The sequence below is a fragment of the Vibrio sp. Vb0598 genome (genome assembly GCF_033338935.1).
GTDB classification, from domain to species: domain Bacteria; phylum Pseudomonadota; class Gammaproteobacteria; order Enterobacterales; family Vibrionaceae; genus Vibrio; species Vibrio alginolyticus.
Genome location: NZ_JAWOTP010000012.1, coordinates 100010 through 119679 on the forward strand (window position 1 = coordinate 100010; position 19670 = coordinate 119679).

The 19670-nt window shown below is 42.1% G+C and carries 22 protein-coding genes and 1 pseudogene; 6 read left to right on the forward strand and 17 right to left on the reverse strand.

What is annotated here, in order from left to right; all coding sequences use genetic code 11:
• Positions 1–2: 2 nt before the first annotated feature.
• Positions 3–626, reverse strand: a complete 624-nt coding sequence (locus R7Q38_RS13800) for a 3'-5' exonuclease (RefSeq protein WP_045346883.1) — start codon at positions 624–626, stop codon at positions 3–5.
• A gap of 199 nt (positions 627–825) precedes the next feature.
• Between R7Q38_RS13800 and R7Q38_RS13805 the strand changes: the two are divergent.
• The 3 genes and pseudogenes from R7Q38_RS13805 to R7Q38_RS13815 all read left to right on the forward strand — a co-directional run.
• Positions 826–1182: pseudogene (locus R7Q38_RS13805) on the forward strand (DUF3693 domain-containing protein); the annotation flags it as partial.
• A gap of 64 nt (positions 1183–1246) precedes the next feature.
• Entirely contained in the window at positions 1247–1621 is a 375-nt protein-coding gene (locus R7Q38_RS13810; RefSeq protein ID WP_025441877.1) for a phage protein, read from the forward strand.
• Positions 1622–1652: 31 nt separating this feature from the next.
• Positions 1653–2117, forward strand: a complete 465-nt coding sequence (locus R7Q38_RS13815; protein WP_025441876.1) for a hypothetical protein — start codon at positions 1653–1655, stop codon at positions 2115–2117.
• A gap of 341 nt (positions 2118–2458) precedes the next feature.
• Here R7Q38_RS13815 and R7Q38_RS13820 read toward each other — a convergent pair whose 3' ends face one another.
• From R7Q38_RS13820 to R7Q38_RS13865, 10 genes are all read right to left on the reverse strand, one after another.
• Entirely contained in the window at positions 2459–2662 is a 204-nt protein-coding gene (locus R7Q38_RS13820; protein WP_168936742.1) for a hypothetical protein, read from the reverse strand.
• A gap of 98 nt (positions 2663–2760) precedes the next feature.
• The gene (locus R7Q38_RS13825; RefSeq protein WP_140066815.1) at positions 2761–4185 is read right to left on the reverse strand and encodes a zonular occludens toxin domain-containing protein; all 1425 of its coding nucleotides are present in this window, start codon (positions 4183–4185) and stop codon (positions 2761–2763) included.
• A gap of 3 nt (positions 4186–4188) precedes the next feature.
• The gene (locus tag R7Q38_RS13830) at positions 4189–4521 is read right to left on the reverse strand and encodes a DUF2523 family protein (RefSeq protein WP_025788705.1); all 333 of its coding nucleotides are present in this window, start codon (positions 4519–4521) and stop codon (positions 4189–4191) included.
• Positions 4521–6044 carry a chemotaxis protein gene (locus R7Q38_RS13835; protein WP_140066818.1) on the reverse strand — a complete coding sequence of 508 codons (1524 nt, stop codon included), beginning with the start codon at positions 6042–6044 and terminating at the stop codon, positions 4521–4523. The genes R7Q38_RS13830 and R7Q38_RS13835 overlap by 1 nt, the downstream gene beginning before the upstream one ends.
• Before the next feature lie 133 nt (positions 6045–6177).
• Entirely contained in the window at positions 6178–6393 is a 216-nt protein-coding gene (locus tag R7Q38_RS13840; RefSeq protein ID WP_140066820.1) for a hypothetical protein, read from the reverse strand.
• 28 nt (positions 6394–6421) lie between these two features.
• Positions 6422–6667, reverse strand: a complete 246-nt coding sequence (locus R7Q38_RS13845; RefSeq protein WP_140066822.1) for a hypothetical protein — start codon at positions 6665–6667, stop codon at positions 6422–6424.
• Positions 6664–6990: a hypothetical protein gene (locus R7Q38_RS13850; protein WP_025788709.1), complete on the reverse strand. Its 327-nt coding sequence runs from the start codon at positions 6988–6990 to the stop codon at positions 6664–6666. Before R7Q38_RS13850 ends, R7Q38_RS13845 begins: the two co-directional genes overlap by 4 nt.
• Positions 6991–6995: 5 nt before the next feature.
• Entirely contained in the window at positions 6996–8252 is a 1257-nt protein-coding gene (locus R7Q38_RS13855) for a replication initiation factor domain-containing protein (RefSeq protein WP_140066824.1), read from the reverse strand.
• Entirely contained in the window at positions 8245–8469 is a 225-nt protein-coding gene (locus R7Q38_RS13860; RefSeq protein ID WP_025441867.1) for a hypothetical protein, read from the reverse strand. The genes R7Q38_RS13855 and R7Q38_RS13860 overlap by 8 nt, the downstream gene beginning before the upstream one ends.
• Positions 8469–8741: a hypothetical protein gene (locus R7Q38_RS13865; RefSeq protein ID WP_025441866.1), complete on the reverse strand. Its 273-nt coding sequence runs from the start codon at positions 8739–8741 to the stop codon at positions 8469–8471. Before R7Q38_RS13865 ends, R7Q38_RS13860 begins: the two co-directional genes overlap by 1 nt.
• Before the next feature lie 196 nt (positions 8742–8937).
• On the opposite strand from R7Q38_RS13865, the gene R7Q38_RS13870 reads away from it, so the two are divergent.
• Positions 8938–9306 carry a DUF3693 domain-containing protein gene (locus R7Q38_RS13870; protein WP_025441865.1) on the forward strand — a complete coding sequence of 123 codons (369 nt, stop codon included), beginning with the start codon at positions 8938–8940 and terminating at the stop codon, positions 9304–9306.
• A gap of 222 nt (positions 9307–9528) precedes the next feature.
• Here the strand turns inward: R7Q38_RS13870 and yciH are convergent, their stop codons facing one another.
• The 4 genes from yciH to R7Q38_RS13890 all read right to left on the reverse strand — a co-directional run bounded on the left by yciH (position 9529) and on the right by R7Q38_RS13890 (position 12065).
• Positions 9529–9840: a stress response translation initiation inhibitor YciH gene (gene yciH, locus R7Q38_RS13875; RefSeq protein ID WP_005376292.1), complete on the reverse strand. Its 312-nt coding sequence runs from the start codon at positions 9838–9840 to the stop codon at positions 9529–9531.
• Position 9841: 1 nt separating this feature from the next.
• Complete coding sequence (locus tag R7Q38_RS13880; protein WP_005376294.1) at positions 9842–10228, reverse strand: DUF3319 domain-containing protein; 387 nt, start codon at positions 10226–10228, stop codon at positions 9842–9844.
• 128 nt (positions 10229–10356) lie between these two features.
• Complete coding sequence (locus tag R7Q38_RS13885; protein ID WP_033907069.1) at positions 10357–11346, reverse strand: D-alanine--D-alanine ligase; 990 nt, start codon at positions 11344–11346, stop codon at positions 10357–10359.
• A gap of 149 nt (positions 11347–11495) precedes the next feature.
• A complete protein-coding gene (locus R7Q38_RS13890) occupies positions 11496–12065 on the reverse strand; it encodes an SPOR domain-containing protein (RefSeq protein WP_005390018.1) in 570 nt (189 codons plus the stop codon).
• 236 nt (positions 12066–12301) lie between these two features.
• Here R7Q38_RS13890 and R7Q38_RS13895 point away from each other — a divergent pair, with 236 nt between their 5' ends.
• Complete coding sequence (locus R7Q38_RS13895) at positions 12302–14935, forward strand: bifunctional acetate--CoA ligase family protein/GNAT family N-acetyltransferase (protein WP_065275287.1); 2634 nt, start codon at positions 12302–12304, stop codon at positions 14933–14935.
• Between the two features lie 77 nt (positions 14936–15012).
• Here the strand turns inward: R7Q38_RS13895 and R7Q38_RS13900 are convergent, their stop codons facing one another.
• Positions 15013–15900, reverse strand: coding sequence for a LysR family transcriptional regulator (locus R7Q38_RS13900; protein WP_017634152.1), 888 nt, complete (start codon positions 15898–15900; stop codon positions 15013–15015).
• 231 nt (positions 15901–16131) lie between these two features.
• Here R7Q38_RS13900 and R7Q38_RS13905 point away from each other — a divergent pair, with 231 nt between their 5' ends.
• Positions 16132–18270 (forward strand): TonB-dependent hemoglobin/transferrin/lactoferrin family receptor, encoded by a 2139-nt coding sequence (locus R7Q38_RS13905; RefSeq protein ID WP_053303617.1) that lies wholly within the window; start codon positions 16132–16134, stop codon positions 18268–18270.
• Positions 18271–18605: 335 nt separating this feature from the next.
• On the opposite strand, the gene galE is transcribed toward R7Q38_RS13905, so the two are convergent.
• Complete coding sequence (galE, locus tag R7Q38_RS13910) at positions 18606–19622, reverse strand: UDP-glucose 4-epimerase GalE (protein ID WP_239938817.1); 1017 nt, start codon at positions 19620–19622, stop codon at positions 18606–18608.
• Positions 19623–19670 lie beyond the last annotated feature (48 nt).

Consider the following 19670-nt stretch of genomic DNA (forward strand, 5'->3'; position numbering starts at 1 on the left):
GATTAAGCCTCTGAACTAGGCTTGGTGACGCTGTCACAGTTTTGATTGTTTTGGTTTTCAATCTGTGAGTTAACGGCGTGAATCAATCGACGAGTCATTTCACAATCAGCCAGTGCACGGTGCGCCGTTAAGTCAGACACATCAACATTCTGTTGAGCGCAAGCGTTGGAAAGTGATTGCCACTTGTAATCTTCATGGTGTTCATTCCAAACACCAAAGAACTCTGCATACCAAAGCATTGCACACTGAGGAACACAGAACTTGAAAAACAAATCGTGAACGGATTGGACGTAAGCAGCGTTACAGTGCTTATCCAAAGATTGGATAATTAAGCGCGTATCAAAATCTGAGTTGTAGATGATGATTGGGCGACCGTTAAGAAGCGGAAGAAAATGGTTTGAGAAGACTAAGTGAAAGTCGGGCGCATCCTTAACGTCTTCATCGGTGATGCCATGAATAGCAGTTGCTTCAGCAGGAATCGAACAAGTTGGTTTAACAAGTTCGTTCACGATAACTTTGCCAGTGTGAGCACAGATAGCAGTGAACTCAACAATTTCTGCGTCAGCGCCTAAGCCAGTAGTTTCTGTATCGATAATGATCGCATTTTCAGTAGAAAGTTTTTTCATTGCAACACCTTGACTAGTTGAGAGAGCGACCGCCAAAGCCTAGCGCGAAAGCGTCAAGGGCAAACGCCCAAAGCTAAGGCGGTCTGATACAGTAAATTCTGTAGTGATTAAATACAGATATTTCTGTACCGTCAACACAGCAAAATCTGTACTAAAAGACTAAAATCAGTCCAATAGCGTGATTAGAGGAAAAGCAGAAATGTACACAAACAAGCTCATTGATGCTTATAAAGAGCAAATGAACTACATTCAATACAAGCAGATTGCTCATGACCTAGGTGTAAGCCCTCAAATGCTCACAGAAGTAAGAAAAGGCCGAAGTTATCTCAATGAAAATCAGATACTTATGCTTGCTGAAACTATTGGTGAAGACAAAGAAAAGGCACTGATTGGCTTGGCGATGGATAAAGCAAAAACGCACGAAGCGCAGACACTATGGCAGAGCATAGGAAAAAAGTTTAACGGACTTGGGTTATCAAGCATTTCAATGGCTTGTGCTGGATTAGCCTTAGTGATTGCAAGTCCTAAAGAATCACTATATCAGTGCGCATTATGCGACGTTATGTTGAATAATGTTTCATATCAATTACATATACACCCTTTTGATTATCAGGGTATATATGACGAACTTTCGAAAAATGAGCAAGAATTACGTTTTTCGTGAATTTGAGTGTGGTTTAAGCGTAGAAGAAGTAGCAAAACTATGTTTTAAAAGTGTGAGGGTGGTCAAGTTATGGGATTCAGGAAAGCCCATACCACCCGAATGTAAACGACTTATGAGAATGACCAAGGGGAGGGAACTAGCCACCTCAGAAGCTTGGGAAAATTTCAAAATGCATAAAGACACGCTTGAACTACCTACAGGACAACAAGTTACACCTCAAGAGATCCTGACTGGAATAGCTTTACTTGAAATTCAATCACCTAGTGACACAGAAACGCTTACAAGACTCGTTAAATATGCTAGATGTATAGCCGGACTTAAAAGGCAATAAATTTCATATAACAAGCGTCAAGGGCTTAAAAATGAAAAGCATATTTCTAATAGCTGTAAGCATATCCACACCATGCCTAGCAAACTTTGATGGCAGCCATGAAACAAATAGAGGAAATGGTCAGTTTTTCAAAACACACTATACCACTAGTGATAATAATCAGTTTCACATAGGTTGCGGAATTGGCGATGACAAAAAAGGATTCACAATCATTGGATTAAAACATCCTCGTCTATATGCCTGGTATGGAGTCAGTGATATAGAGCTAGCAGTTGATGGTGGTCAGAAAATTAAAATTGAAGGTGGAACTAAGAGGTACGATGATATGTATTATGCGAAAAATCCACCAAAAGAAGTTTTAGAGCAAATTTTCAACGGGAATTCCGTTGAAGTTCTTTTGTTCAATCGTGAAGAAAGAGTTACCTTCTCATTAAACGGCAGTAAAGCGATTTACAATAGCCTATGGGAACGCTGTATGTTACCCACTCACGAATAGATACATTTAAGCCCCTATAGGGGCTTTTTGTTTTAAGGAAAGAAGAAAATCAGTAGGTTTGGAGTGAAGACTTTCACCCCGTATTACTATACGGGGCGGACGCCGCACCTCCTCATTCCTCCTCCTCAGTCTCGTCGTCGTCATTCGTCCATGCGGCTTTAAGGGTATAAATCAATCTCGACACTCGATTGATTTGATGCTGATAGATAAGAGCGTTGCAGTAGCAAAAAGCCCCACTATCGTTGTGAAGCTCTGGAAGGGAGGCTTAGCAGGAAAGGAGGGCGGCAGAACCCAAGTAGTTTTGGGTTGCTAACCGCGCCGATTAGATGGGGAGGCTATCTTTAGTTAAGTGGGCGGCTTGGTGCCTCGTCGTCGCTCCGCAACTCCTTATCCCTGCGGGGCCAACTCGAAAGTAATAGAATGGTAAAAAAACTTCCCATAACGCCACCAATCAATCCACCCAACAACATATCAAAAAGATAGACATCATTCATAAGCTCAAGAGCAGCGACAAAATCATTTACCGTTACATATTCATCATTCATTAGAACCACCAAATAAAAGCGCAAACATAATCACACCACAGCAAGATAAAACCAAAACATAGATTTCACGCGCAGTATCAACAAGCCACATCAAAACCTCACATCAAAAAAGAGTTTTCACTCATCGCTTGACCTCGTAGAGAGCCAATACTGGCGACATCCGTCTCAACCGCCTCACGTTCCCGAGGCTCAATAGGATTGGATGGCTCGCACGTAATAAGGCTCTTAAGCTCACCTTGCTTTAGAACCATTAAACATTCATCGAGTAACTCAAATTGAACATCAACCGCATCAAGATAGCGCTTGTTTAGAGAATACAAACCATCATTGGTGTAAGCGTTAATGATCACATCAAAGTGCGCCGTTCTCAGGTTAAGACCATTCTTTTCCTTGATGTTGGTGCGCTTATGAAATCCCGATAAGTAAGCGTTTTGTAAACCCTCAAAGTAAAGAACTTGAGTTACAGGAACAAAAGGAGAGCTAACTTGCTGAGAATTCGGATTAGAATCCCCACCGCTAGGTAAAACAGAACCACCCTGAGCAGGCTGCGCAGACCATCCAACCGGAACAGATTCCACAGCTTGGCTATTAACACCCGTCGCAGGTTCATTTGTTGAAACCTGACTTTCATCTTGAGTAAATAAATCAATAACGCCATAAATAAAGTACACCGGACAAACAATCATTAAGAAAAGAGCGAGAAAGAATTTCGGGGAGCGAAACAGTGTATTCAAGCCCCCTGATTTGGTAGCGGCACCCGTACCCGTCGATTTGTAAAGAAGATGAGCCTCAATAGGAATTTTTTGAGGAAACAGGTTGGCATCTTTCTTATGTGGAATAACAGGCTTAGACACGGTGGTAGGGTGTTTGTATATCCAAGGTTTGCGCTTAGCAAAAAAGAAACCATCCCTGTTTTTATGGAAAAATGCTTGCTCCGCACATGCCTTAATTGAACTATCTATTTGCTGCCAGTCAGGCGAGAGCAACTCGATATCCCAATTGTATTTTCTATGACGCATAAAGCCCTCGTTATAAGTTAACGGGTAGATTATGCGACCGTTGGCGTCATACTCAGCAACACCCAAATCGTCAATCTCGCAAGATTGGAGGGTACTTAAATCAACCGGAACATGGCGAGAATCAAAGAACTCTTTATAACCCTTGGGTAGATGAGGAAGAAACTCCTCAAGAGGTCGATATTTGATTTTGCGACCATCAAAACCAATATTCTTGGAGAAAATATCCTGACACTCATCAATAACAATAAGCGCATTGAGAGGACACCAACAAAAGAAATGCTGCCAGAGTTCAATGCCAATCTCAGAACGAGAGAAGATACGAATCAACTTAGCAGACGATGGAAACTTGATGTTTAATCGCTCCTCAATTTCTTCTAATGGCTGCATACCCTCAAAGTTAGTCACCACAACGCGACCAGCCTTAAGAGCAGGAAGAATCACAAACCAAGCCGTATACGCTGATTTGTAAGAACCATTACCGCCAGTACGAATGCTAATAGCCATGAATTACCTCGACATACGCATAACAAGTGCAGTGGTAGCACAGTTAACATAAATGGCCATACCCTCAGGAACCTTGAATAGCACCCCCCAATATCTAAGTTCAGAAGGCAGGAGGTTAAAGAGCTGACTAAAGAGTGCGCTAAAGCCGATTTCATCGAGTAGTGAAGTGGCAACAAGATAAGAGACCTTAAGGAACTCAATAGCGACCATTAATTTCATCTTTATCCACCATGTTTGGAGCCACACCATTATCTGGTCAAAAAAGTTACCCATATTGGTCAGGTAGTTGTAAATGGTGTCACCAAAGTTAGCCATTAACTGAAAGAAGTCTGTCATTACAAAGTCCCCACAAGTGTGCGTATGCCCAACATGCCAAAGATAAACAAGACCACGGCGGATATGATTCCGGCGTTATCCTGTAACGCTAGCATGACTTGGTTTTTTTGATTGATAGCGTTGCCATGCCAGTTAAGCCCCAGATTGTGAGGGTTAAAATCACCACTATTCACGCCATCGTTAAAGTTAAAGTAAGACTTGAAGTCATTAAGAATTTGTTTGTACTCACCCTTTAATGTTTCAACCTCAGAAAGCAAATTAGCGTACTGAGTACCATCATAGAGAAGAACTGGAGCCTCACCTTGACCTTGAGTTACATCGGTATTACCAAGTTCATTAAGTGCATCGACAACATCACCAAAGCCTTTTTGATTGGTCGACTGCAAATCGCCAAGCTCGTTAGATAGTTGACCAAAACCATTGTTTAAAAGATTGTTCGCAGAAGTAAGCAGGCCATTCGTTTTATTACCAATATCAGACAACATGTCCGATTGTCCTTGTATTGCATTCGCAACGTGATTGGCATTATCAACAACCGTATCGGTATTTAAATCAACAGAAGCCTTGAGAGCATCAAGAGCCGATTTGGTTTCAGCTTGGTTTTTATTCATGTCGTTATTGATGCCAGTTAGTTGGGAGTTCACATCCTTATTCATCGCCTTAATAGCCGCTAGAGTGTCACTAGTATTATCAACATCCGGTTCAGGTTTATCAGGGTCAGTACCACCAGAACCACCACCGTCTGGTTTCTCAGGGTCGCCTAAATCACCACCCGATGGAGGGTCAATATCCGTATCACCAGAACATGCAGGCCAATTTGGAGAGAAGATAGTGCAAGACTCAGGTGGGGGAACATCACACCAATTGTTATCTGGCGTACAACACATTCCATATTCTGGATTCCAATCAGGATGATTTTCATCACATTTGTTTTCATCATCCAAACATGAAGGCCAAGATGGAGAACCAGGCTCACAACCCTCAGATGGAGGAGGCGGTTTAACCTCACAATTAAAAGAATACTGAGGAGGGTCAACAGTATCATTACAAGAAGCCGTGAAAATACCACCATCGTCTAAACATTTGCGCTCAGCAGTACTCAAAAGAGAGTTGAATTCGTCGGATGAACAGAAATTAGGCGGCTCTGGCTTATCCGGCTCACACTGACCAGTAACAGGGTTATAAGTAGTACCGGAAGGGCATTCATTAACACGAACATACAGAAAACGCTCAGTGCCGGGCGCATTAGAACCGCAAGAAGTAGGAGAAACGTTAATTCCTGTACCAGTCCAAGAGGCGCGATAAATCTCTATATGGTTACCTGTAGAAGAATAAAAACAACCAAAATCTAAAACCTTTTGAACCAATTCGTTTGAAGTTGGAGCAGTTAAGCCAAATAAAGCCTGATAGTACTCGGGCGGCTTAGCGCTTGAATTATAAATAGTGTATGACTGAGAGCCTAAAGCACTAAACGAAACACTCAGCAAAATAACCAGTGACGCAATGCTTTGTTTAATACTCATTTGTATTCCTTATAAAAAATAACGCCCCACTAGGAGGCGTTAACACCGGACTTAAAACCCCCAACGAATGCACCAAACATCGAGAGAGCGAATATAAAGGTGAGCGTGGCGGTTAAGGTCTCCTGCATAATGATTAAGAACGCATTGAACTAATCATCATATGAAGACCGAAGCCGATAGCTGCAAGACCAATTAGACCAACGACAACCAGCGTGTAGTTAGCTTGACCTTCAGTAACCGCAGCGTTAATTGCTGCAGAATGGTCAGCAGCAAAAGAGGAAGCAGAAGTAACGAAAGCACCAGTTACAACAGCCGTTTTTACACCAAATTTCTTAACAAGATTTACCATAGAAATATCTCCAAAAGGATTATCAAAATTAGGCTTTACCAAGCCCTTTAACGATTCGACCAAGAACATGGCCAGACAAAAAAGACAGCAACAAATAACCCGTAATTTCTGAATAAAATGTCGCGTCAATATCAAACTCTAAGCGTGCACGACCATCCATTAACCGATAGTCATCATTGCTCACCACTACGAACGTGCAATTGGCTAACGGTTCGTAGGGGAAAGCTTTAACCGTTCCATCAGTGAGGACTTCCGCACAGACTGAGAGAGTCATAATTCGTCTTCTAACTCCGCAATTTTGAAATCAGTAACTAGGTTGCGCTGAGGGTTCTCAGGGTCAGGTTCGAGAGTCAGAACACACTTAACAGGGAACTGATTTTGAATTTTGTCGAACTCAGATAACAAAGCAGGGTTAGCCGACATAGGCATTTGACGTTGAGCCAAACCGTAGGCTTTACATTGACCCTTTGCTGACTTCCAACCCTGATTTGGTGTCAAGATATTAAGTTGAGCAAAGTTATATGGCGTGTCGTCCTTTTTGGACAAACCAACAGAATGCTCACAGCCAGCCACAACAACAGTAATCGTGTTACTCATTTCATTTACTCCAGATTGATTGCGTTTAAAGCCCGACCGACTGGAAAGTTAATCCGGTCGGGGATATCCGTAATATCCAAGCCGTCAGTGAGACGCTTGATAATTTTTTCATGCGAATTTTTTTCATCGGCATAAAGATGAGACATTAAGTTAATCAACTTACCGTACTGAGTTTTCGCATGTTTGATTGCGTTTTCTAACGTTGTTTGGAACTGAACTTTCACCGTCGGAATAGCCACAGGAACAACGCTAGGAATTAAAGTAGATAGAGCAGGGTATGCACCCGAAAAATATTGGTCACTGTTGGTCAAAACATCCAAAGGAATAACACGGTAACGGTTACCAATCTGTACCTCGAAACGATTCCAGTTTGGGAAGTCCTTACACTTAAGTTGCGCACCCTTATGGTAAGCGCGGAATATCTTCCCGTTCTCACGAGCACCTACATAGAACGTATGACCAGCATCAGGAACTAAACCGCATTTTTTACGGTCTTCTTTACTCATACCGCGACCACCCCAAAACTCACCCCAAGATGGAGGCGTGCCGCGTGTAATGAACTCACCGTTACAGTAACGCTCTTTAATCTCATCAATCGTCACATTGCCTTGCATATCATCAAGAGCAATATCCACACGAGTTAATTTAGTGTGAGGCATCTGTTTAAGAGAGTATTGAAGCTTAGCCATATCAACGGCCTCGCAACCCTTACCAGAAAACGATACATAAAAGCCAAAGTTAGCCGCACCCCAAGCAACTAAACCAGCTTGAGTACCATTGCAAAGCAACTTAGCTGAATGACGATAACCAGAAAATCCGCCGCCTTTACGTTGGATTTCCCAATGATTACCCTCATAGCTGATTTCGTTTTGAAGTACCTCAAGAAACGATTCCACCTCGCCATGACAAAGCACGTCCAACATATCGATACCGATGTTAGAAATCAGATTGTCGTAACACTCTTTGAACGTCTTATCAGTCGCAATATGTAAATCCGCGTCTTTCAATTCCTTATCAGCCGCAGCAAAGTACAAATCACTGTTAGCGAAGTCGCTACGCTCATCACAGCCCAGAACGTTAGCCAAGTTTTCCATGAAGTAGGCGATTTGGGTTTTCTCACGATGAGCAATAGCCACAACGTTTTGTGATTGGAACTCGTTAATCTGAGAGATAGCGAAACGCTGCTTAGCCATCTCTTTGCAACGCTCAAGTAACTCAGGAGAGCCTGAAAAACTAACGAAATCGATAATGGTTTTATTCATCGCAGTAATCCGCATCAAAAGCGCCAGACTCACGAAGTTCACGCTCGTTTTCATCCGTGATTTGAATCAATTCTCGACACTCACCACACGCAAACATGTACATTTCTTGTTTGGTTTTGAAGTACTCAGGTTGACCATCAATAGAACACCAAAAGCCGTCTGAGTGATGCTCGAAGTAAACTGGACGTTTTTGAGGTCTATTGATTTCGAAAGTCATTATTTTTCTCCCAAGCGCTCAATAAGACGTTCTTTGTTATCGGTAAGCGAGTTGTATGCCTTTGCAATATCGTTGTACTCATCAACACTAACTTTTCCGTCAGAGAGAGAAGACTTAAGCATTGACTGGGTTAAAGGGAAATCAAAAGAAGAAGCGAGCTCACCGTATTGATGATCATTAATTTCAAGTGAGCCCTCATAAGAGGCAACGCCAAAAAAAATAGCGAATCCTAAAGCAGCAATAGCAAGAGTTCCAAATAGCTCATCAAACATAACAACCACCTTGACTAGTTGAGAAAGTGACCGCCAGAGCCAAGACGTAAGCGTCAAGGGCAAACGCCCAAAACTAAGGCGGTCTAATACACGAATTTGTGTATAGTAAATACACATATCTGCGAATTGTAAATACACGTTTTTGCGGACAGATGAGCTAGAATGAAGTCATAAACCCAATAGTGAGGATTGGAAAATGTACATAAACCAATTGCTAGACGCATATAAATCAGCGAAGAATTATGTGCAGGACAAGCAAATCGCTCATGATTTAGGGATAAGCGTGCAAAAGCTATCAGGTATAAGAAAAGGCGAACGCTATCTAACTGAAAATGAAGCACTTTTTCTTGCGAAAGAAATTGGAGCAGATACAGAATCCGTTTTGGTGTACTTAGCTGCCGATAAAGCCAAAACGTACGAAGCTCAACAAGCTTGGGCGAAGATTGCAAAAAAGTTTAACGGGCTAGGATTATCAAGTATTTCAATGGTTTGTGGCATGTTTGCGTTGTGGCTTGGCGACCTTAAAGTAGCTATAGCTAAGTGCGCATTATGTATATTATGTTAAATTGTCTATTGCCATACGCTAAATGTTGTCTGAGTATACTCCTATTCCCCTGCAGATTTTAAATTTAAGGGCCTTACTGTAAGTATTAAACATAATGGTTATTTACCATAAAATAGCTAATATCGATCTATCAATCTACGATTGCTTGCTCTTCAATTAGCAACTTATAAAAAATGGCGTCTATTTCTTTAGACGCCATTTTTGTTTACTGGAAATATTAAATTAGCCACCGGCTAATTTGACTGTCATGCCTTTCTTTTCAAGATGTGCCTTGATCTTGTCTCTAGCATCACCTTGAATCTCGATATTGCCATCTTTTACAGAGCCACCACAGCCACAGACTTTTTTGAGTTCTGCCGCTAATAACTTTAAAGGTGCATCATCCAAGTCTAAACCTGTAACAATGCATACGCCTTTACCTTTACGGCCTTTCGTTTGGCGCTGAATCCGAACAACACCATCGCCTTTAGGGCGAGATACTTTTTCTTCTTCCGGTTTAATTCGACCGGTTTCTGTTGAATACACCAGAGTCATTCTATTGTTTCTTTTGTTGTTGAGCTTGCATCGCTTTTTGCTTTGCAACCAAATAAGCTTCGATATGGCGTTGAATAGCGGCTTTACTGCCCTTAATCAGTTTACCATTAAACATACAGTACCAAGAGTTAGGTTGGCCTGTATCGTTTTGAATAGTATAGCCGTTAAAGACCTCTGATTTTGCAACACCAGTTTGCTGCACTCTTTGTCCGAGTGAAGCAAACTCTTTGGGATCAATAATCGATGCGGTGTCACACCACCAATCAATGCTTTTCTTTACCGCCGTCAAACTGCCCTGTAAAACGTGGTTCTTGATTTTAACCTTCCAAACACTGCCATCTGATCCGACTGACTGCAGGTTAAAACCTCTATAATTTGAAATCGCCATACCACTGAGTCATCTGTTTAATGCGTTGATATAATCATAATTGCTACTGAGCAATATTCAAATACGGCTTGAATAATCCTTGCTCTAGAAAACAACTTGTATCATAAAACGCGTCTCGATAACGTTAATCACTTTGCACTGTTTATACAATCTTCCAAGAACTCATGAAATTTGTGCCCGTTGTTTTGAAGCATTTTAGGGAACATTGAGATCGGAGTCATTCCTGGAAATGTGTTTACTTCGTTTAAGTAAATCTCATCATCTTCCGTTAGGAAAAAGTCGATACGAGATAAATGACGAAGATTCATTTGTTTAAATACCGTCTCTGACGCGTGTTGGATGGAATCTAATTGTATTTGAGTTAGATTCTTCGCCTCAACTTCTGTGAGCGAGTGACTTGAACTGCTGTACTTTTCATCGTACGAGTAAAAAGCACCATCAGGCGCGATGACCTCGCCTGGCTTAGTGATATGTAGTTGGCCATTCATCTCATATGCAGCAACTTCAAGTTCTCGAGGTTTTACTGCTTTCTCAACCAACACTTGGTCAGAAAACCCAAAAGCATCATTTACTGCATTAGAAAGCTTGTCTTTTTCTGTGACACTGTAACAGCCAACGGAAGAACCTTGGCGAGCGGCTTTAACAAAAACTTTTCCCCACTTTTCAAAGGCTTTATGAGCTTGAACGTGAGCTTCTTCATCGTTTCGCGTTAAGAATAAGTATGGCGTATTGGGTATGCCAATAGCGTCGTACCAAAGCTTAGATGTGATTTTATTGAAACTATTGCTACTCGCTTCTGGCCCGCAGCCAAGATAAGGAATACCTGCGATTTCAAACAGAGATTGAATGTCGCCTGTTTCGCCAGGAAAACCATGTATACAAGGCACGATGAAATCAATGGTTTGATTAGATTCACTTGAGCACAACTGCTTGGTATTGAGATCCAAGTAAACCAACTCACCTTGGTTGGTCATCCAACCTTCGTTTTTTATTTCTACGCGTGTAACGTGAACGTCTTCAATAAGATTTAGTTGTTGTTCGACAAAGTTTGCAGACAATAATGAAATCTCGTGCTCAGAAGAGCCACCGCCGCATAGTAAAAGAATATTTTTAATCATTAATCCATCTTTCCGTGACCTACAAAAGATACTATTTATTATGATAAACCTTTGAAGTGTGACGTACAGTAATTTTAATGTGAGGAATGTTGTTCGAATAGGATTTGAGCAAATAAATAAGGGAGCTATTCGCTCCCTTATTTGATGTGTTAATTTAATTTGTTAAGCGTTGGGTAAGCTGAGTTTTTGATTGCATCAATGCTTTTAACAAATGGTCTTAACTGCTGAAATTGAGCTGGCAAAGTCGAAATCGCTTGCTTGGCTTCTGCGCTTGTTGCGTAGTCTCCGTATAAAACTGAGAACCACTTAGTACCGTTTACAACTTTGTAGTTTTCCCAAATTGGCTGACCGTTCTGTGGCAGCTTATTTGCAAACTGATCGACTTTAGCTTGGCTACCCACAGCTGCGACTTGAATGGTATAGCCGAATCGTTGAATGCCAGCTTGCTTTTTACTTGGTGGTACGATCTTAACTGGCTTCGCCTGCTCTTTTGGCGTTAGCTTGACTACTTTCTTTTCTTCAGGCTTTGCCGTCATTTTCACAACAGTTGGTTGTACGTCTTTTTCTACTACAGCGTTTTCAGACGCCATAATTGGTTTAGAGATACGATCTGATTTGTAGTCCTCTCGGTAACTTTCTGAGGTCACATCCGTGATGTAAGTTTCAGATGCACAAGCAGAAAGCAGAACTGACAAGCCGATGATTGCGATTTTTTTCATGAAGTAACAAATGCTCTGGATAAATATTACGATAAATCATGCCGATAGCAGGGCCGTTTATCAAGCATCAAATACAATAATCTGTGATTTTGATGTGATGAATAACACAAACTCCATAAGCATCGTACACATTTTCTGCAATGTCTGGTCTGAAGATGTTTTATCAGTAAATTATTCGTTTATGATTGATATGAAACCGAGAAGCCAACGTGACTTACAAACGGCCAGGAGTCAGCATGAATAAACTACATAAACTCTTTAAACCCAACTCTGTGGCCGTTATTGGGGCATCTCAAAAAGCATTGCGAGCAGGACATGTTGTGATGCGCAACCTTCTACAAAGTGGATTTGGTGGCGCGATTATGCCAGTAACGCCGCGATATAAAGCCGTATCTGGCGTGATCGCTTACCCTGATGTAGCTTCCCTGCCCTATACGCCAGATATTGCAATTTTGTGTACGAACGTTTCACGTAACGAGCAATTGCTTAAAGAGCTAGATGAGAGAGGCACACCGTTTGCGATTGTTATCTCTGATGACCCTAACCCTTTAGATATCTCATCATTGAACATTCGAGTCTTAGGCCCAAACAGCTTAGGTATCATCCTTCCTTGGCACAATTTTAACTGCACGTTTTCCCCTGTTGCAGCTAAACCCGGAAAAATTGCTTTCATCTCACAATCCGCGGCGGTTTGTACCACGGTTTTAGACTGGGCAAATGATAAGAACATTGGTTTTTCTTCGTTCATTTCGATTGGGCGCGGACAAGATATCGATTTTGCAGATTTGCTCGACTATTTGAGTATGGATGGAAACACTGAAGCTATTCTGCTTTATGTTGATAATATCCAAGACGCTCGCCGATTTATGTCTGCTGCGCGCGCCGCTTCACGTAACCGACGTATATTGGTGCTAAAAGCGGGCCGCTCTAAAGAGATGAATACTTTTGAGCAGCAAGACGGAGATACACTTGACGTAATTTACGATTCTGCTATTCGCAGAACTGGTATGTTACGAGTCAGCAATACGCATGAGCTTTTTGCCGCGGTAGAAACACTCACGCATTCTGTGCCACTTCGTGGAGAGCGTTTAGCGATCATCACCAATGGCGGCGGCCCTGCTGTTATGTCCGTTGATACTTTGATTGAACGTGGTGGCCAACTCGCAACGCTTGATGACGCTTCCATTGAGCAATTACAAGCAGTACTTCCATCCAACTGGCGTGCTCGAAATCCAATTGATCTGTCTGGTGACGCAACCCAAAAACGCTATATTGATACCATTAACGCACTGATGAATAACGACTGTGCAGATGCGATATTGATTATGCATAGTCCTTCTGCTGTTTCTGATCCTCTTGAAACTGCTCAAGTCGTTATTAATGCCATCAAATCTCACCCTCGGCATAAGCATTTTAATATCTTGACCAACTGGTCAGGAGAACAAACGTCGAGAGAAGCGCGACTGGCCTTTACTCAAGCAGGCATTCCAACCTATAGAACACCTGAAAGTGCGGTTGTAGCATACATGCACTTGGTCGAATACAGACGAAACCAGAAACAACTAATGGAAACGCCAACGACGGCAGAGCCATTACATTCTGGAAGTGTGAGTTCAGCAAAAGAATGGGTAAACGAACGACTACTGGATAAAAACACAGTCACCTTGGATACGCATCAAACCAGCCCATTATTTAAGCTGTTCGGGTTTAACGTTTTGCCTACGTGGATTGCATCTGACGACATTGAAGCCGTTCATATGGCAGAAAATATTGGATATCCTGTTGCGGTTAAATTGCGTTCTCCAGACATTCCTCATAAATCGGATGTTCACGGTGTCGCTCTAAATTTAAGAAACAGTCGAGAAGTTTCCAACGCAGCGCTATCCATTTTAGATACCGTAAAGCTCAGCTACCCTTCCGCCAATGTACATGGGCTGTTGGTACAAGGGATGGCAAAGCTCGGCAGCGCTGAAGAGCTACGGATTAGTATTGCAGTAGATAAAGTCTTTGGACCAGTGATCTTGCTTGGTCAAGGCGGCTCTGAGTGGAATATCGCCCAAGATGCCGTCGCTGCACTTCCTCCTTTGAACATGACGCTTGCGCGCTACCTTGTCGTTGTTGCCCTAAAGTCTGGAAAGATTCGCCTGCAGAAACACAAAGATGCGCTCGATATTACTGAGTTGTCGAAGTTCTTGGTTCGTATCTCCCAAATGGCAGTTGAGTTACCAGAAATACAAAGGCTGGATATCCATCCAGTGCTGGTATCCGGAAGCGATTTAACTATCCTTGATGCAGATGTCACACTGTGTAAATACGAAGGAGACGCCCAAAAACGGCTAGCGATTCGCCCTTTCCCGGCAGAGTTTGTCGAAACTGTAACGCTTCGAGATGGCCAACCTATCCTGCTTCGCCCTATCTTGCCTGAGGATGAACCGCTGCATGCTCAATTCATTAATAGCGTATCGAAAGAAGATCTCTATAAACGTTTCTTTTCTGAAGTTGGAGAGTTCAACCATGAGGCTTTGGCAAACTTTACTCAAATCGACTACGACCGCGAAATGGCGTTTGTTGCGGTAGCGTTTAATACTGACGGACCGTCTATCATAGGGGTAGCCCGCGCATTGATTACACCAGACAATAGTGACGCTGAGTTTGCTATTTTGGTTCGTTCAGATTTGAAAGGAAAAGGTTTAGGCAAAGTGCTGATGCAGAAAATAATCAGCTATTGCAAAGTTAAAGGCACAAAGCAAATGTCTGGAATGACCATGCCAACAAATAGAGGAATGTTGATGTTGGCTCAGAACTTGGGGTTTGAGATCGATGTCCAGTTTGCAGACGGTACGGCAGATATGGTGCTCCCTTTAAATTGAAAAGCTCAGCATTAGCGATGACTTTTACTTCTTACATTCGATAATCAATGGGAATTTAAGAAGTAAAAGTTACGTTGTTACTTTAGTTTCCAATTCTTTTTTAGGTACTGAATACACCAGGATTTTGCTTCACCCATAGTGTTCCGGCGCCATGCCAAAATAATATCCATCGGCTGTTCTTCAGTGCCTTCGATTCGTTTCAATACACCACTATCAATAAGAGGTTGCGCAATTTGGCTTGGTAATGTACCAATGCCTAAACCTGCAGTGAGCGCTTCTACTTTTGCCGTAAAGTTGGTGACGGTCAAGCGAGGCTGTTTTTGAATGATATTAATTGAGAGCGCGGGTTGCTCACGTGCGGTATCTGCAATAGCAATAATCCGATACTTTTCTCGCGCTGCTTCATCAAACTTACCACTACGCTTGTGAACATAGTGATCAGCGGAAGCTACCCAATACATACTCATTTTACCAATTTTTTCTGACTTAACTTCTTGAGGAAGCGTATCCAGTGATGGGCAAATCAGTAAATCAGCTCTCCCCGTATTCAACGACTCCCAGCTACCAGCCAGAATCTCCTCTTGCAGCCTGACTCGAGTTGAGCTGACCTCGGCCAGCGCATCAACCATCGGGAAAAAGTTGGATATAGGAATAATGCCATCGAAGGCAATGGTAATATCCAGTTCCCAGCCATTCGCCAATAACGTTGCATCGTTCACTAACTTTTCACTGGCTTGTAAAATGGCTCTTCCTCTTTCAAGAATAAGCTTACCTGCTTCAGTAAAATGGGCTTTGTGACCAGAGCGATCGAAGATAATAATGTCTAAGTCTTGCTCGAGTTTCTGGATTTGATAGCTCAGCGATGACGGGGCTCTGTCTAACTCATTCGCAGCAGCAGCAAAACTCCCTCTTCGATCAATAGCATCTAGAATATGGAGTGCTTCTAACGTAATTGGACTCTGCACACGGCCTCTCTTAATGTGACATTCATCACATTCGTTGTATTTGGATGAGCTTATCAAGAACTAACGACAAATAATATAACATATTGATAACTAAAGACTAGGAATGCTCATAGCCTAAGAAGAAGATTCAATACAAATCAATAAATGACAATGGTAATGATAGTAATTACCATTTAGATCCATTAATATCCGCGTGTTGTTACCTATTATGGATCTAAGGTATTGAAGCCAATGTATAAAAAATCAATTTTGTCAGCCTCCATTTTAGTTGCCCTTTCCCATACTGCTTATGCGGAAGAAGCTTCTAAGTTTGAAGAAGTCGTTGTGTCGGCCACCCGTACCAACCAAACCATAAACACTGTTGCTGCTTCTGTTGCTGTTGTATCAGAGAAAGACATCGAAGAAAACATGGTAAAGGACTTGAATGATCTATTCGAGTATACGCCAGGTGTTACTGTTAATGGCACTCAACGCCAAGGCGTCCAAAGTATTAACATTCGCGGGATGGAAGGTAAACGAGTTAAAATCTTAGTAGACGGTGCATCTCAACCAGGTGTATTCAGCGGTGGACCATATTCGTTTATCAATTCTAGTGCCGTTACTGTCGACCCCGATATGCTAAAGAGTGTCGAAATTGTTAAAGGAGCAGCTTCTAGCCTACATGGTAGTGATGCAATTGGCGGTGTTGTCGCATTCGAAACAAAAGATCCGAAGGATTTCCTCAAAGATGGTAAAGACTTTGGTGGTCAAGCTAAACTCTCTTATTCATCGGAAGATAACTCTTTTAGTGAGCATGTAGCTTTAGCAAAGCGTTTCGGTAATACAGAAGCACTTATAGCCTTTACACGCCGTGATGGTGCAGAGCTACAAAATTTCTCTAAGGCGCCTTACGATAACTATTCTGTGGACAACCAAGATTATTACAAAAACGATCTATTGGTAAAACTTCAATCTCAATTGAATGACGCTCATCGCTTGGAGTTCTTGGGAGAAGTTATTTACAACGAGACTGACTCAGAGATCGCACATAAAAGTTACAAAAACTTCAACGCTGAAGACACAACCAAGCAAAATCGCATTGGGCTCAAGCACATTTGGTTTGCAGATGCAGCTATCTCGGATACGATCACGTCCAAGCTTACATGGATTGGTAAAGAAGAAAACGGCGTCTCTAATCGCTTTATCGAAGCCAGCCCTGGTTACCCACCTTACGTACCGCCTAGTGGTGACAACCAACAGAAAAAAGATTACGAATATACTGAAGACAAATTTGAATTCGAAACTCAGTTAGATAAAGAGATTCAAAATCACTATATTGTTTACGGAATATCGTACAAACATAGTGACATCAGTAATACCAATCGCGAGTTTAATTCCGATCCTGGCACGCCAGATACTGTTTACGTTTACACACCGGATGCAAAAGAAGAAAGCTTTGGTTTATTCTTGCAAGATGAAATTTCGCTTCTTAATGACAAGCTAATTCTGACTCCAGGTGTGCGTTACGATTACTTCTCTACTAATCCTTCAAATACTTCTGAAGAGTCATTCGAGAAGTTTAGCGACTCTGCATTAACTGGTCGTTTAGGAGCAACTTACTCTGTATCGCAACCTGGCACGATCTTCGCGCAAGTGAGCCAAGGGTTCCGAGCGCCATCGTTCGACGAGCTTTACTACACCTACGATAATCCGGCTCATGGCTATACCAACCGCCCTAACCCAAATTTGGGATCTGAAAAGAGTTTGTCTTATGAGCTTGGTTACCGTCATAACACTGCAGCGTCGGCAACTGAAGTAGCGTTCTACTACAGTGATTACAGTGACTTTATTGAGCAAACGTCATCAAACAATGGTGGTTTAACTGAATTCACAAATATCAATATTAGTGAAGCAAACATTAAAGGGGTTGAGCTCTCTAACCGTCTTGATTGGCATGCTATTGCCGGTCTTCCATCAGGCGTAACAACTCGCTTTGTTGCAGCATACACAGAAGGTGAAGATGGTGATGGTAATCCTTTGAACAGTGTAAACCCATGGAATGCCGTGGCTGCTGTAAATTACGATTCACCAAATGCACTTTGGGGGACAAGCCTAAAAGTAAACTACACGGCTAAGAAATCGAACAGTGATATCAACTCAGATGGTGATAAAGGCGGAATCAAAGACCAAGTTGCTTTGCCGTCTGCGACAGTCGTTGACTTAACGGCGTACTACAAACCAATGAAAGATATAACCATTCGTGCTGGTGTTATGAATCTAACGAATGAAGAATACCATCTTTGGAACGATGTTCGCGGTAAGACTGAGTTAAGTCGAGACAAAACGCAAGCTGAGCGTAATTACAACATTAGTGTTAAATACGAGTTCTAAACCTTAAAAACACAAAAGCCAGCGTAATGCTGGCTTTTTTTATGGCTTTCATTTCAAAAATGTAAAGAAAAGTATGAAAAATGAAAGTTTACTGTTTTGCCATCTCTTTTTTCACCATTACTGCTGCTGCAATGATGAAAGTGATGATCAGACCGAGTTCCATGAACTACCCCAATAGCTATGAGAAAATTTATAACCCAAATTAAGAGTCGGGCATAGTTTAACAGCTCTATATATACTTGCTACCTTTTAACCAGTAATTTACGATTTTTTCCGATTTGGATCAAAAAAGACGCAATCACGCGCCTTTTTGTTACTATTATGTAAATTAAAGATTAGGCGTCTGGATAACCTTGAGGGTTAGTAGACTGCCAGCGCCATGTATCGCCAGTCATTTCTTCTAGAGTGCGAGTTGCTTTCCAACCTAACTCATTCATCGCTTTTGATGGATCCGCCCAACACTCTGCAATATCACCTGGACGACGCTCAACAAGTTGGTATGGGACATTTTTACCACTTGCGGCTTCAAATGCTTTCACCATGTCCAGTACACTGTAGCCGTTACCAGTACCGAGGTTATAGATATGAAGGCCAGCTTTGCTACCTACTTTTTCTAATGCAGCAACGTGACCATCGGATAAGTCCATTACATGAATATAATCACGTACGCCTGTGCCATCTTTGGTCGGATAATCACTACCAAACACAGAAAGGAACTCTCTGCGCCCTACCGCAACTTGAGAAACAAACGGCATTAAGTTGTTGGGAATACCTTGAGGATCTTCACCTAGCTCGCCTGTTGGATGTGAACCTACCGGGTTAAAGTAACGAAGAAGTGTAATGCTCCAGTCAGGGTTCGCATTTTGGAAGTCGGTTAAACACTCTTCTACCATTAATTTGCTGCGCCCATATGGGTTAGTTGCGCTAGTTGGAAAGTCCTCTGTGATGGGTACAGATGCAGGATCACCATATACAGTCGCTGATGAACTAAATACCAACGATTTAACTCCGGCTTCACGCATTGCATCAACCAATACTAAAGTGCCATTAACGTTGTTGTCGTAATACTCTAAAGGTTTTGCTACAGACTCACCGACGGCCTTTAAACCTGCAAAATGGATAACAGCTTCAATATTGTGCGACTTTAGTGCTTCTACCATCGCCAATTTATCTCTGATATCGGCTTGAATGAAGGTTGGCTTTACACCACATACCTTTTCAATTCGATCTAATACCGTAGATTTACTGTTGTACAGGTTGTCTAGAATCACTGGCGTCATGCCAGCTTCGATCATTTGAATACACGTATGACTACCGATATAGCCCATACCACCCGTAACGAGTACTTTCATTTTATTATTCCTTCTGACGCGAATCGTGTTAGTTTAAAGCTTTGACGT